The sequence below is a fragment of the Streptomyces sp. NPDC059524 genome (genome assembly GCF_042749255.1).
GTDB lineage: Bacteria > Actinomycetota > Actinomycetes > Streptomycetales > Streptomycetaceae > Streptomyces > Streptomyces xanthii.
Genome location: NZ_JBHYTK010000055.1, coordinates 1 through 11,845, shown reverse-complemented (window position 1 = coordinate 11,845; position 11,845 = coordinate 1). Strand labels below are relative to the sequence as shown.

12 protein-coding genes are annotated in these 11,845 nt (G+C 71.5%); 4 read left to right on the top strand and 8 right to left on the bottom strand.

The genetic code is table 11. The features are described 5' to 3' along the window. Window positions 1-114: 114 nt before the first annotated feature. From ACFW9D_RS17625 to ACFW9D_RS17605, 5 genes are all read right to left on the bottom strand, one after another. Window positions 115-984 carry an amino acid ABC transporter permease gene (locus ACFW9D_RS17625; protein WP_188336086.1) on the bottom strand — a complete coding sequence of 290 codons (870 nt, stop codon included), beginning with the start codon at window positions 982-984 and terminating at the stop codon, window positions 115-117. Beyond that, window positions 981-1,625, bottom strand: a complete 645-nt coding sequence (locus ACFW9D_RS17620) for an amino acid ABC transporter permease (protein WP_188336087.1) — start codon at window positions 1,623-1,625, stop codon at window positions 981-983. Before ACFW9D_RS17620 ends, ACFW9D_RS17625 begins: the two co-directional genes overlap by 4 nt. Before the next feature lie 11 nt (window positions 1,626-1,636). Further along, window positions 1,637-2,548: a glutamate ABC transporter substrate-binding protein gene (locus tag ACFW9D_RS17615; protein ID WP_384622951.1), complete on the bottom strand. Its 912-nt coding sequence runs from the start codon at window positions 2,546-2,548 to the stop codon at window positions 1,637-1,639. Window positions 2,549-2,568: 20 nt separating this feature from the next. Further along, complete coding sequence (locus tag ACFW9D_RS17610) at window positions 2,569-3,312, bottom strand: amino acid ABC transporter ATP-binding protein (RefSeq protein WP_188336089.1); 744 nt, start codon at window positions 3,310-3,312, stop codon at window positions 2,569-2,571. 119 nt (window positions 3,313-3,431) lie between these two features. Beyond that, window positions 3,432-3,896: a DUF6278 family protein gene (locus ACFW9D_RS17605; protein ID WP_384622949.1), complete on the bottom strand. Its 465-nt coding sequence runs from the start codon at window positions 3,894-3,896 to the stop codon at window positions 3,432-3,434. Between the two features lie 124 nt (window positions 3,897-4,020). Between ACFW9D_RS17605 and ACFW9D_RS17600 the strand changes: the two genes are divergently transcribed. Continuing rightward, window positions 4,021-5,916 carry an SGNH/GDSL hydrolase family protein gene (locus tag ACFW9D_RS17600; RefSeq protein WP_384622947.1) on the top strand — a complete coding sequence of 632 codons (1,896 nt, stop codon included), beginning with the start codon at window positions 4,021-4,023 and terminating at the stop codon, window positions 5,914-5,916. 138 nt (window positions 5,917-6,054) lie between these two features. Here the strand turns inward: ACFW9D_RS17600 and ACFW9D_RS17595 are convergent, their stop codons facing one another. After that, complete coding sequence (locus ACFW9D_RS17595; protein ID WP_188336092.1) at window positions 6,055-6,834, bottom strand: exodeoxyribonuclease III; 780 nt, start codon at window positions 6,832-6,834, stop codon at window positions 6,055-6,057. A 60-nt stretch (window positions 6,835-6,894) separates the two neighbouring features. Between ACFW9D_RS17595 and ACFW9D_RS17590 the strand changes: the two genes are divergently transcribed. Continuing rightward, window positions 6,895-7,485, top strand: a complete 591-nt coding sequence (locus ACFW9D_RS17590) for a hydrolase (protein ID WP_384622945.1) — start codon at window positions 6,895-6,897, stop codon at window positions 7,483-7,485. 7 nt (window positions 7,486-7,492) lie between these two features. Here the strand turns inward: ACFW9D_RS17590 and ACFW9D_RS17585 are convergent, their stop codons facing one another. Together ACFW9D_RS17585 and pcaC are read right to left on the bottom strand one after the other, a co-directional pair. Further along, window positions 7,493-8,155 (bottom strand): MBL fold metallo-hydrolase, encoded by a 663-nt coding sequence (locus ACFW9D_RS17585; RefSeq protein WP_384622943.1) that lies wholly within the window; start codon window positions 8,153-8,155, stop codon window positions 7,493-7,495. Further along, window positions 8,152-9,441, bottom strand: a complete 1,290-nt coding sequence (gene pcaC, locus ACFW9D_RS17580; protein WP_188336095.1) for a 4-carboxymuconolactone decarboxylase — start codon at window positions 9,439-9,441, stop codon at window positions 8,152-8,154. Before pcaC ends, ACFW9D_RS17585 begins: the two co-directional genes overlap by 4 nt. Window positions 9,442-9,609: 168 nt before the next feature. Here pcaC and ACFW9D_RS17575 point away from each other — a divergent pair, with 168 nt between their 5' ends. Beyond that, window positions 9,610-10,671, top strand: a complete 1,062-nt coding sequence (locus tag ACFW9D_RS17575; protein WP_384622941.1) for a nitrous oxide reductase family maturation protein NosD — start codon at window positions 9,610-9,612, stop codon at window positions 10,669-10,671. Window positions 10,672-10,751: 80 nt separating this feature from the next. After that, window positions 10,752-11,798 carry a methyltransferase gene (locus tag ACFW9D_RS17570; RefSeq protein ID WP_384622940.1) on the top strand — a complete coding sequence of 349 codons (1,047 nt, stop codon included), beginning with the start codon at window positions 10,752-10,754 and terminating at the stop codon, window positions 11,796-11,798. The last annotated feature ends 47 nt before the right edge of the window (window positions 11,799-11,845 follow it).

The window sequence follows — 11,845 nt, the reverse complement described above, 5'->3', positions numbered from 1 at the left end:
GCCCGCTCGGCCTCGGCAAGCAGGCGGCCCGTCCCGTCCCGCACGCAGCTGACCTTCTCCTCGCGAGGAGTGATCTCCGGCTGCGGCCGGGCGTGGACGGCCGACGCTCTGTGGCTACTGCACTCCGGGCAGCAGCGTCCCTGGTTCGGCCGGGGCGACGTCCGCGGCCTCGGTCTTGGGATTGCGCCGCTGACGCTTGGCCACCCACTGGGCGAACCACGACAGCAACATGCACATCCCGATGTAGATCGGCGAGATCACCATCACCACGGGGATGAAGGGCAAATCGTAGTCGAGGTTCGACGCGATGAGCTTCCCGGCGTGGAGAAACTCCTCATAGGTGATCAGATACCCCAGCGAGGTGTCCTTCAGGGCGACCACGAGCTGGCTGATGATGGCGGGCAGCATGGCCCGCACCGCCTGCGGCACCAGGACGTGCGTCATGACCTGCGTCTTGCGCATGCCGAGCGCGAACGCGGCCTCGCGCTGGCCGCGTTCGACCGCGTTGATGCCGGAGCGGAAGACCTCGGCGAGCACCGAGCCGTTGTAGAGGGTCAGTCCGGCGACGAGGGCGGGCAGCGGCTCGGCCTTGAGGGCCACGTAGATGAAGAAGATCATCACGAGGACCGGCATCGCGCGGAAGAACTCCACGAACAGGGTGGCGAGCCAGCGCACGGGGCGGTGGTCGGACAGGCGTCCCACGGCGAGGACCGTGCCGAGCGCCAGGGACAGCACGGCAGCGATGGCGAAGGCCTTGAGCGTGTTCCCGAGGCCGCGCAGCAGCAGTTCCTGGATGCCCTTGTACTCGAAGGGGGTCCACTTGGTGCTGGTGAACTGGTCAGTGTCGAAGAGCAGGTAGAGGATCCAGCCGACGAGTGCGAGCAGGATCACGGTGGAGACGAGACCGTACAGCTTGTGGCGGCGCTCGGTGTTGGGCCCCGGGATGTCGTAGAGGGCGGTGGCGCCGTGGTCGAGGGCTTTCATCGGGCGACTCCCCAGCGCTTTTCCATGAGGTTGAACACCCCGCTGATGGCGAGCGTGATGATGAGGTAGCCGACCGCGATCCAGACGAAGGTCCAGATGATGTTGAAGCCGAGCTCGCTGAGCGTCTTGTAGGTGCCCAGCAGTTCGGTGACGCTGAAGGCGCCCGCGATCGCCGAGTTCTTGGCGAGCGCGATCAGGTTGGAGCCGACGGGCGCGATCACGGAGCGGAACGCCTGCGGCAGGATCACCAGGGTCAGGGTCTGGCCGAAGGACATGCCGAGGCTGCGGGCGGCCTCGCCCTGCCCCTTGTGCACGGTGTTGATGCCGGAGCGCAGCGCCTCGCAGATGAACGCGGAGGTGTAGCAGCCGAGCGCGAGCACCGCGAAGACGGTGAAGGGGAGCACGAGCCCGAAGCGCGGCAGGCCGAGCAGGACGGCGAAGAACAGCAGGGTCAGCGGGGTGTTGCGCAGGACGGTGACCCAGGCGGTGCCGAAGGCGCGGAAGGAGCCGACGGGCGCGACGCGGAACGACGCCATGACGAAGCCCAGCACGAGGGCGAGGATCGAGGCGTAGACGGTGAGCTCGACCGTACCGAGGAAGCCTTTCCAGTAGGTCGAGAAGTTTTCGGTCAGTACGTTCACGGTGCGGGTCCTCAGCTCGCCGGATAGCGGTCGATGGCGGGCGGTTTCGGTGCGGGCACGCCGGACAGGCCGAGCGTCGCGTCGTACGCCTTCTTCCAGTCGCCGTCCTTCTCGCGCTGGGCGAGCGCGGTGTCGACGGCGAAGCGCAGCGCGTTGTCGGAGCGGGGCACGCCGATGCCGTACGGCTCCTCGGAGAACGGCTTGCCGACCAGTTTCAGCTCGTCGGGGACCTTGGCCGCGTAGCCGAGCAGGATCGCGTCGTCGGTGGTCACGGCGTCGACCTGGTAGGTCAGCAGGTTGTCGACACAGACCGAGTAGGTGTCGTAGGCGACGAGTTCGGCCTTGGGGTAGTCGGCCTGGATGCGCTGGTACGGGGTCGATCCGGCGGCCGAGCAGACGCGTTTGCCGTCGAGGTCCTGGGGGCCGTGGATGTCGTCCTCGTCGGTCCGCACGAGCAGGCTCTGGCCGGCCATGTAGTACGGGCCGCCGAAGCCGACGAGCTTCTTGCGGTTGTCGTTGATGGTGTACGTGCCGACGTAGTAGTCGATCTGACCGTTCTGCAGGGCCGTCTCGCGGTTGGCGGAGGCGATCGTCTTGAAGGAGATCTTCTTCGGGTCCAGGCCGAGCGAGGCGGAGATCATCTTGGCGATCTCGATGTCGAAGCCCGAGTAGACGCCGTTGGCGGGGTTCTTCTCACCGAGGTAGGGCTGGTCCTCCTTGGCGCCGACGACGAAGTGGCCTCGCTTGTCCGCCTTCTTCCAGGTCTTGGAGTCGGGCAGCGAGAAGCCCTGTGCCACTTGGTACTTGGGGAGTTCGGCGGCCGAGGGGCCCTTGACGGGCGGCGTGCCCTCCTTGCCGCAGGCGGTGGCGGCCAGCGCGGCCACCGCGAGGGCGGAGAGCAGCCTGAGCGACTTTACGATCATGAGGTGCTGCACTCCCCCGGTCAGTGCTTGAGGATCTTGGAGAGGAAGTCGCGGGCGCGCTCGCTCTCGGGATGCGTGAAGAAGTCCTCGGGGGCGCGGTCCTCGACGATCTTCCCGTCGGCCATGAACACGACGCGGTCGGCGGCGGTGCGCGCGAAGCCCATCTCGTGGGTGACGACCACCATGGTCATGCCGTCGCGGGCCAGCTGCTGCATGACCTCGAGGACCTCGTTGATCATCTCGGGGTCGAGGGCGGAGGTCGGCTCGTCGAAGAGCAGGGCCTTGGGGTCCATGGCGAGGGCGCGGGCGATGGCCACGCGCTGCTGCTGGCCGCCGGAGAGCTGGGCGGGGAACTTGTCGGCGTGGGCGGCGAGGCCGACGCGGTCGAGGAGTTCGCGGGAGCGCCGGTCGGATTCCTCCTTCTTGCGCTTCCTGACCTTCACCTGGGCCAGCGAGACGTTCTGGAGGACCGTCTTGTGCGCGAACAGGTTGAAGGACTGGAAGACCATCCCGACCTCGGCCCGCAGTTGCGCGAGCGCCTTGCCCTCCTCGGGCAGCGGTTTGCCGTCGAGCCTGATGGTGCCGGACTGGATCGTCTCCAGCCGGTTGATCGTCCTGCAGAGCGTCGACTTGCCCGACCCCGAAGGGCCGATGACCACGACCACCTCCCCCTTGCCGACGGTGAGGTCGATGTCCTGGAGGACATGCAGCTCCCCGTAGTACTTGTTCACGTCACGCAGCTCGATCAAAGGATCGACGGCCATGCCAGTCCTGCCCACTCTCAGCTGTCTCGGTTTGCGCAAACTATCCACGCTTATAGGGGACTTAACCGACGACACGCACGTATGGGCATTAACCGTATTTGCGGCTCAGATCATGCCGCTCAGGACTCGGCGGCCTCCGCGTAGAACTGGGAGAGCTCCGGGGCCCCGCTCTCCGCCCACTCCTGTCCGGCCTCCACGACCTCGATCTCCCGGCCCGACTCCAGGAGCACGACGGGCTGCCCGTCCGGCCGGATCACCCAGGCGGCGCCCGGCACATGGCGCACCAGGACCGTACCGAGGTACAGGCCCGCGTCGTTGCCGAGCCAGGGCAGCACCTCGGGGTCCTCGCGCCAGCGCGGCACGAGTTGGTCGAGTTTCTCCAAGGACCGTACGGAGTCGTCGAGTTCGATGCCCGCCGCGGCCGCCTGCGAGCGCAACAGCTCGCACTCCGAGAGCAGTTCGGCGAGTCCGTCGCCGCCGCCCGTACCAGCGGAACCCGCACCGCCGCCGTCCGGCACGGCCGTCGCGACGGCGAGGACGGGCTCGTGCTTCTTGCGCCAATTGTCCACGAACGGGATCTTCATGCCGTCCAGCCTCGCATTCCCCCTGGCCCCGGCACCACAGGGCGCGCGGACCCGCTGTTCGCGGTGCGTTCGTGCCCGCTTCATACGCGCCTCATTGACGCGTCCCTGCCCCCTTCCTACGTTCATGGCACACCTGTCACGCCCGCCGCACCACGGAGGGAGCCGGCCGTGCGCCGACGCACCTGGGGAACAGCTGTCCTACTGGCGGCCTGCGCGGGCCTCGCGCCCGCGACGACCGCCGAGGCCGCCCCGCACAGACCCGAGGGCGGCCCCCCGGGGGGGCGGGTGGCGCAACCGGGGCGGCCAGGGCGCCCCCGGGCCCCCCCCGCCCCCCGGCCCGCCCCCCGGGGCGCGCCTCTTCGACAATCGGGCCGTCAGCGACGACGACCGGCCCGCCGAGGCCGACTTCGACGGCGCGGGCGGCTCGCTGTCCGCCCAGGACCTGACGGCGGCGGGCTGGACCCCCGGGCGCCGCCTCGGCGTCCAGGGCGCCGAGCTCCACTGGCCGCGCACGGCGGGCGACGGCCCCGACAACGTCCGGGCCGACGGCCAGCGCGTCCGGCTGCGGGGCAGCGGGAACGCGCTCGCCTTCCTCGTCGCCGGGACCGGCGGCGACGCGAGCGGCACGGGCACGGTCCGCTACACGGACGGCTCGCGCTCCCGGTACACGCTCACCGCCCCGGACTGGCGCACCGGCCCGCTCGCCACGAAGTCCGTCGCGCTCCCCCATCGCAACACGCCGCAGGGGCAGGTCCCCGACCGGACCCGGCTGTACGTGGTCACCGTGCCGGTCCGCGCGGACCGGGCCATCGCCTCCGTCGACCTGCCCGGAGCGCCGGACGAGGCCGGCCGCGCGCTGCATGTCTTCGACGTCTCCGTCCGCCGGGCGACGCACGGCTGGACGGGCACCTGGGCGGCCTCGACCGCCGGGTACACGACGGTCGGCCCGTGGGCGGACCGGACGGTACGGCTCGTCGTGCACACGAGCACGGGCGGCCCCCGGGTCCGGATCCGGCTCGACAACACCTTCGCGTCGACGCCCGTACGGATCGGCAGCGCGTCGGTCGCCGTGCGCGAGGCCGGGGCCGCGACGCGCGGCGCGCCCGTCCCGCTCACCTTCCGAGGCGCCTCCGGGACACAACTGCCCGCCGGGGCACAGGCGTTCAGCGACCCGGTCGACTTCGACGTGCCGGCCGACTCCGACCTCCTCGTCAGCTTCCACCTGCCCGACCCGGTGCTCAGCGCGCCCGTGCACAGCCAGGCGCTCCAGCGGTCGTACGTGAGCGAGCCCGGGGACCACGCGACGGACGCCGCCGGCGCGGCCTTCACCTCGACGATCTCGTACTGGCCGCTGCTCACCGGGGTCGACGTGGGCGGCGGGCCCGGGTCCGTGGTGCTGCTCGGGGACTCGATCACGGACGGGGTGAAGTCGACCCAGGACGCGAACAGGCGCTGGCCGAACGTGCTGGCGCGGCGGCTGCTCGGGCAGTCGCAGGTGCCGCGCTACGGGGTGCTGAACCAGGGGATCTCGGCGAACAAGGTCGTCGGGGACCGGTATCCGGGCGACGGGGTGTCCGTGGACACGGGCGGGGTGAGCGCGCTGCACCGGATCGACCGGGACGTGTTCGCCCAGACCTCGGCGCGGACCGTCGTCGTCTTCCAGGGGATCAACGATCTGCGGTGGGGCGCGAGTGCCGAGCAGGTCGTGGCGGGGCTGCGCGAGGTCGCCGCGCTGGCGCGGGCGCGGGGGTTGCGGGTGATCGGGGCGACGATCACCCCGTGCGAGGGGGAGGCGCTGTGCACGGCTGCCGCTGACGCGGGGCGGGTCGAGGTGAACCGGTTCCTGCGCGGGCCCGGTTCGGGGTTCGACGCGGTGCTGGACTTCGACGCGGTGCTGCGGGATCCGGGGCGGCCGGCTCGGATGCGGGCCGAGTTCGACAGCGGGGATCATCTGCATCCCGGCGATGCGGGGCTCGCTGCGCTGGGCTCCTCGGTCGACCTGGGCCTTCTCGCGCCGTAGCTTCGCCGGTGCGTCGGCGGGTGCGGCCCGGTGGGGGCTGGTCGCGCAGTTCCCCGCGCCCCTGAAGGCACACTTCGTGCGCCCCAGGGGCCTGCTGGGCCGCGGGGCGCGAGAAGCCCCACCGGCGGTCAGGGCGCGCTAGACGTCGAGGTCGACCACGACGGGAGCGTGGTCCGAGGCGCCCTTGCCCTTGCGTTCGTCGCGGTCGACGTAGGCGTCGGAGACCGCCTTGGCGAACGGCGCGTTCCCGTAGACCAGGTCGATCCGCATGCCGCGGTTCTTGGGGAAGCCGAGCTGGCGGTAGTCCCAGTACGTGAAGGGGTGGTCGTACTTCAGGGGGCGCGGCACGACATCGCTGAGCCCCGCTTCGCGCAGCGCCGCGAGCGCGGCCCGCTCGGCCGGCGTCACGTGCGTCGCGCCCTCGAAGACGGAGATGTCCCAGACGTCGTCGTCGGTCGGCGCCACGTTGTAGTCGCCCATCACCGCGAACGGGCGGGAGCCCTGCGCGTCGCCGGCCACCGCCGCCTTGAGCGCCTCGAACCAGCGCAGCTTGTACGCGTAGTGCGGGTGGTCGACCTCCCGCCCGTTCGGCACGTAGACCGACCAGACACGGACCGGGCCGCAGGTCGCGGAGACGGCGCGGGGCTCCTCGGCCCCGTCGTAGCCGGGGTCGCCGGGCACGCCCTTGACGACGTCCTCGAGGCCGACGCGGGAGAGCAGCGCCACCCCGTTCCACCTCCCGTTCGCGTTGACCGCCGACTCGTAGCCGAGCTCGCGCAGCTCCTCCGCCGGGAACTGCTCGGCCGAGCACTTGGTCTCCTGGATGCACAGCACGTCCGTGCCGCTGCTCTCGAGCCAGGCGAGGAGCCGGGGCAGGCGGGCGGTGATCGAGTTCACGTTCCAGGTAGCGATGCGCATGTCCCACAACCTACCGGGCGGGTACGACAACGGCCTTTTCGACAGGTAGCCTGTCGAAATATGAGTGACAGCAGCCTTCCCGCCCCGGCCCTGGACGAGCGCCCCGCCCTCGTCCTCATCGACCTCCAGCAGGGCATCCTCGGCCTGCCGACCGCCCCGCACCCCGCGGACACGGTGCTCAAGAACGCGGCGCGGCTCGCCGACGCGTTCCGCGCCCGGGGCCTGCCGGTCGTGCGGGTGCGGGTCGCGTGGTCGCCCGACGGCGGCGACCTGCCGGTGAGCCGGGCCGCGGCGCCGGGCCTCACCCAGGCCCCGCCGGCCGCGTTCGCCGCGTTCCCCGACGAGCTGGGCCCGCTCGGCGACGACATCGTGATCACCAAGCGGCACTGGGGCGCCTTCACCGGTACGGAGCTGGATCTGCAGCTGCGCAGGCGCGGGGTCACGCAGCTCGTGCTCGGCGGCATCTCGACGTCGATCGGCGTGGAGTCCACGGCGCGCTCGGCCTTCGAGCTCAGCTACCACCTGCTGGTGGTCGAGGACGCGACGACCGACACCGACGCCGCGTCGCACGCGCACACGTTCGGCAAGATCTATCCGCGCATCGCCGAGCTGGGCACGACGGACGAGGTGCTGGAGCTCCTCGCGCGCTGAGACCGGGTCACAGCCGGACGGTGTCGCCCGGCGTCAGGCGCAGGTGCCGGGTGCCGCCGAGCGCGCCGATCTGGTTGTCGTAGATCGGGCGGGCCAGGTCGGTCAGGAGCGCGTCGTGGATGTCGTAGGCGCGGCTCGGCTTCACCTCGCGCACGTAGTCGATCACTTCGGCGATCTTGTTCCAGGGCGCCATGACCGGGAGCATCAGCGTGTCGACGGGCCGGTCGGGGACGGTGAGCGCGTCGCCGGGGTGGAAGACGGCGCCGCCGTCGAGGAGGTAGCCGACGTTCGTGATGCGCGGGATGTCCGGGTGGATGACGGCGTGCAGTTCGCCGTGGACCTGGACGTCGAAGCCGGCGGCCGTGAACGTGTCGCCGTGCCCGACCGTGTGGACGCGGCCGGGGAACGCGGCGGAGAGCTTCTCCGCGACCGAGCGCAGGGTCCAGATCTGCGCGCCGGGGCGGGCCTCCATCCCGGCGCGCAGCCGTGCCTCGTCGAAGTGGTCCGGGTGCTCGTGGGTCACGAGGATCGCGTCGGCGCCGACCGCCGCGTCCGGTTCCGAGAACCCGCCCGGGTCGACGACGAGGACCTGTCCGTCCTTCTCGAGGCGGACGCAGGCGTGGGACAGCTTCTTGAAGGTGAGCGTCATGGTCCCATCCTGCTCGGTCATTCCTGCGGCGTGGTCTCCTCGCGGATGACACGCTGGGCGACCTTGAACGCGGAGTTCGCCGCCGGCACGCCGCAGTAGACGGCCGTCTGCATCAGGATCTCCTTGATCTCGTCCGCGGTCAGGCCGTTGCGCAGCGCGGCGCGCGTGTGGAAGGCCAGCTCGTCGAGGTGGCCGCCCGCGACGAGGGCGGTGAGCGTCACCGAGGAGCGCATCCGGCGGTCGAGTCCCGGGCGGGCCCAGATCTCGCCCCACGCGTAGCGGGTCATGAACTCCTGGAACTCGCCGGAGAAGTCGTCGGCCTCGGCCAGCGCGCCGTCGACGTGCGCGTCGCCGAGCACCTCGCGGCGCACCTTGAGGCCCGTGTCGTGCGGGTCGGGCCGCACGGCCGCCTCGGGCTGGTGCGCGGCCGGGGCGATCTCGGCGACGGGCCCGGTCGGCGCGGGCGGGGCCAGGACCGGCTTGACGGGCGGCGCGGGGATGGCGTGCTGGCCGGTGTCCTGGGCGGGCTGCCAGGCCGTGGAGAAGTGCCGGACCAGGAGGTCGGTGACGGCGGCGGGCTGCTCGACCGGGGCCAGGTGCGAGGCGCCGGGGACGACGGCGAGCCGGGCGTCGGGTATGCCGGCGACGAGGGTGCGGGCCTCGGCCGGACCCGTCACCTGGTCCTCCGAGCCGACGAGGACGAGCGTGGGGACGCCGATGGCGCCGAGCTCGGTACGGATGTCGAAGGCGGCGAGGGCCTCGCACGCGGCGATGTAGCAGCCCGGGTCGGTCGTGCGGACCATCTGCACGGCCCAGTCCGTGATGGCGGGCTGGGCGGCGGCGAAGCCGGAGGTGAACCAGCGCTCGGGCGACGTACGGGCGATGGGGTCCAGGCCGTTGCTGCGCACGATGACGCCGCGCTGGCGGAACTCGTCGGCGGTGCCGAAGCGGGGCGAGGCCGCGATCAGGGCGAGGGACGCGACGCGCTGCGGGTTCCGCAGCGCCAGTTCGGCGCCGATCGCGCCGCCCAGCGAGCAGCCCGCGTATCCGAAGCGCTGCACGCCGACCTCGTCGAGCGTGGCGAGCAGCCGGGCGGCGAGCTCCCCGACGGAGTCGACGGGGTACGCCGGGGCGCCGCCGTGTCCGGGGAGGTCGAAGCGGAACACCCGCCACTGCTTGACCAGCTCGGGGATCTGCCGGTCCCACATGTGCCAGGTGGTGCCCAGTGAGGGACCCAGGATCAGGACAGGGGCGTCTTCTGGCCCGTCGAAGCGGTATTGCAGGGTGCTCTTCGGTGTCTCACTCACTCGCCTGACCCTCTCATCTGTCGCGCCGGGCCCGATGCCCGGGGTCCGACTACGGCGGGCGGCCCGGCGGCGGAAACCGTTCCGGGTCCGCAGGAGACTCTAGAAGCCCCTGGCCCGCCTGGGGGAACAGCGGTGGCAGGGCGGAACGGCCGCTCATAGCTTCGCCATGTGACCACACGACAGATTGTGGGCCTCGCCTGCGCCGCGGCCGCCGTCGCGTCGGGCCTCGGGGCCGCCTCACCGGCCGCCGCCGCCCGGACGGTGCACCACGTGAACCCGGGCGAGTCCATCCAGAAAGCCATCGACGCCGCGAGGCCGGGGGACGTCGTCCGCCTGGCTCCCGGCACCTACCACGAGAGCGTCGACGTCGACGTGTCGGGCGTGACCCTGCAGGGGTCCGGAGCCCGGTCCACCGTCGTCGTCCCCGACACCTCCGGCGACAGCGCCTGCGCGAAGGCCGGCAACGGCGTCTGCGTGAGCGGCACCGAGGCCGACCCCGTCAAGAACGTCACCGTGCGCTCGCTGACGCTGCGCGGCTTCTCCAAGACCGGCCTGTGGGCGACCGGGACCGACCGGCTGCGGGTTGAGGGGGTGCACGCCGAGAAGAACGGCCAGTGGGGCATCGCCCAGGAGCGGTCCGTGCGGGGCGTGTTCCGCGGGAACACCGTCACCGGCAACGGCGACGCCGGACTGTTCGTCGCCAACACGGTCACCGCCGAGGAGGGGGCCGTGGACACCCACCGCGCGGTGATCAGCCACAACCGCCTCGCCGACAACCGGATCGGCCTCACGGTGCGGCGCCTGCGGAACCTGACCGTCGACCACAACGACGCGACCGGCAACTGCACCGCGATGTTCCTCGTCGGCGACGAGAACACGCCCCGCCCCGGTCAGCTGCGCGTGGTGGCCAACCACGTCCACGCCAACAACAAGTACTGCGCGAAGACCGCCCGGCTGCCCTATCTGCAGGGCTCGGGGATCATCCTCACCGGCGTCGAGGACTCGCTGGTGGCCGGCAACCGCGTCGAGGACAACGTGGGCGAGGCCCCCATGTCGGGCGGCATCGTGCTGGCCAAGAACTTCAAGAACGCCCTCAACCAGCGCAACGCGATCCGCGACAACGTGGCCGTGCGCAACGGCACGGCCGACCTGGCCGTCCAGGACGACGGCGAGGGCAACACCTTCCGCGACAACAGGTGCGCGACCTCCCTGCCCGGCGGATTGTGCTGACCCGTGCCGCCCCTCGCGACAAGTCCCCACCCCCTTCACCCCCATCACGACCCGCATCACGCAGGCAGAAGTGAGGCAACATGACGACCGTCGATCCGGCACCCGCGCCCGGTCTCGCTCCCCCGCCGCCCATGCGGCTGAGGGAGCTCGTCTTCGGGGCGGCGTGCGCCGCCGCCGTCCGCGCGGCCGCCCGCCTGGGCGTCGCCGACGCCCTGGACGACGTCCCCCTGAGCGTGGACGAACTGGCGGCGGCGGTGAAGACCCAGCCGCACACCCTGCGCCGGCTGCTGCGCGCGCTGTCCAGCCAGGGCGTCTTCACCGAGCGCCCGGACGGCACGTTCGCGCACACGGAGATGTCCCGGCTGCTGCGCGAGGACGACCCGCACAGCCTGCGGTACATCGCCCTGTGGTGCACCGAGCCGTGGACGTGGAACGTGTGGCCGAAGCTCGACGAGGCGGTGCGCTCGGGCCGGAACGTCTTCGAGGACGTGTACGACCGGGAGTTCTTCACCTACCTCAACTCCGAGGCCCCCGAGTCGGCGCACGTGTTCAACCGCGCCATGACCACGTCCAGCGAGCAGTCGGCACGGGACGTCGCGGACCTGCTCGACCTGCGGGACGTGACCTCGGTCGCGGACATCGGCGGCGGCCAGGGTCATGTGGTGGCCTGTCTGCTGGAGAAGCACCCCGCGATGCACGGCACCCTGCTCGACCTGCCGGGCGTCGTCGACAACGCCGACCCCCGGCTGCGCGAGGGCGGCGCCCTCGCCTCCCGGGTGCGCATCGTGCCCGGCGACTGCCGTGAGGCCATCCCGGTCGAGGCGGACGTCTACATCATCAAGAACATCCTGGAGTGGGACGACGAGAGCACCCGCCGGACGCTGGCCAACGTCCGCGCGGCGGCCCGGCCCGGGGCCCGGGTCGTCGTCATCGAGAACCTCGTCGACGACACCCCGTCGATGAAGTTCACGACCTCGATGGACCTGCTGCTGCTCCTCAACGTCGGCGGCGCCAAGCACACCCGGCAGAGCATGGTGGAGCGGCTGACCGACGCGGGGCTCGCCATCGGCGAGATCCGCCCCGTCAACCCGTACCTGCACGCCTTCGAGTGCACCGTGCCCGCCTGAGCGGACCCGCACCGAGGCCGCCGGCCCCGCGTCCCACGCGGTGGCCG

Excerpts from the sequence above, each read along its gene's own strand:
- ACFW9D_RS17615 (WP_384622951.1), bottom strand. The coding sequence starts at position 2,548 with ATGATCGTAAAGTCGCTCAGGCTGCTCTCCGCCCTCGCGGTGGCCGCG.
- ACFW9D_RS17600 (WP_384622947.1), top strand. The coding sequence starts at position 4,021 with ATGGCACACCTGTCACGCCCGCCGCACCACGGAGGGAGCCGGCCGTGC.
- ACFW9D_RS17605 (WP_384622949.1), bottom strand. The coding sequence starts at position 3,896 with ATGAAGATCCCGTTCGTGGACAATTGGCGCAAGAAGCACGAGCCCGTC.
- ACFW9D_RS17590 (WP_384622945.1), top strand. The coding sequence starts at position 6,895 with ATGAGTGACAGCAGCCTTCCCGCCCCGGCCCTGGACGAGCGCCCCGCC.
- ACFW9D_RS17610 (WP_188336089.1), bottom strand. The coding sequence starts at position 3,312 with ATGGCCGTCGATCCTTTGATCGAGCTGCGTGACGTGAACAAGTACTAC.
- ACFW9D_RS17570 (WP_384622940.1), top strand. The coding sequence starts at position 10,752 with ATGACGACCGTCGATCCGGCACCCGCGCCCGGTCTCGCTCCCCCGCCG.
- ACFW9D_RS17595 (WP_188336092.1), bottom strand. The coding sequence starts at position 6,834 with ATGCGCATCGCTACCTGGAACGTGAACTCGATCACCGCCCGCCTGCCC.
- ACFW9D_RS17625 (WP_188336086.1), bottom strand. The coding sequence starts at position 984 with ATGAAAGCCCTCGACCACGGCGCCACCGCCCTCTACGACATCCCGGGG.
- ACFW9D_RS17585 (WP_384622943.1), bottom strand. The coding sequence starts at position 8,155 with ATGACCGAGCAGGATGGGACCATGACGCTCACCTTCAAGAAGCTGTCC.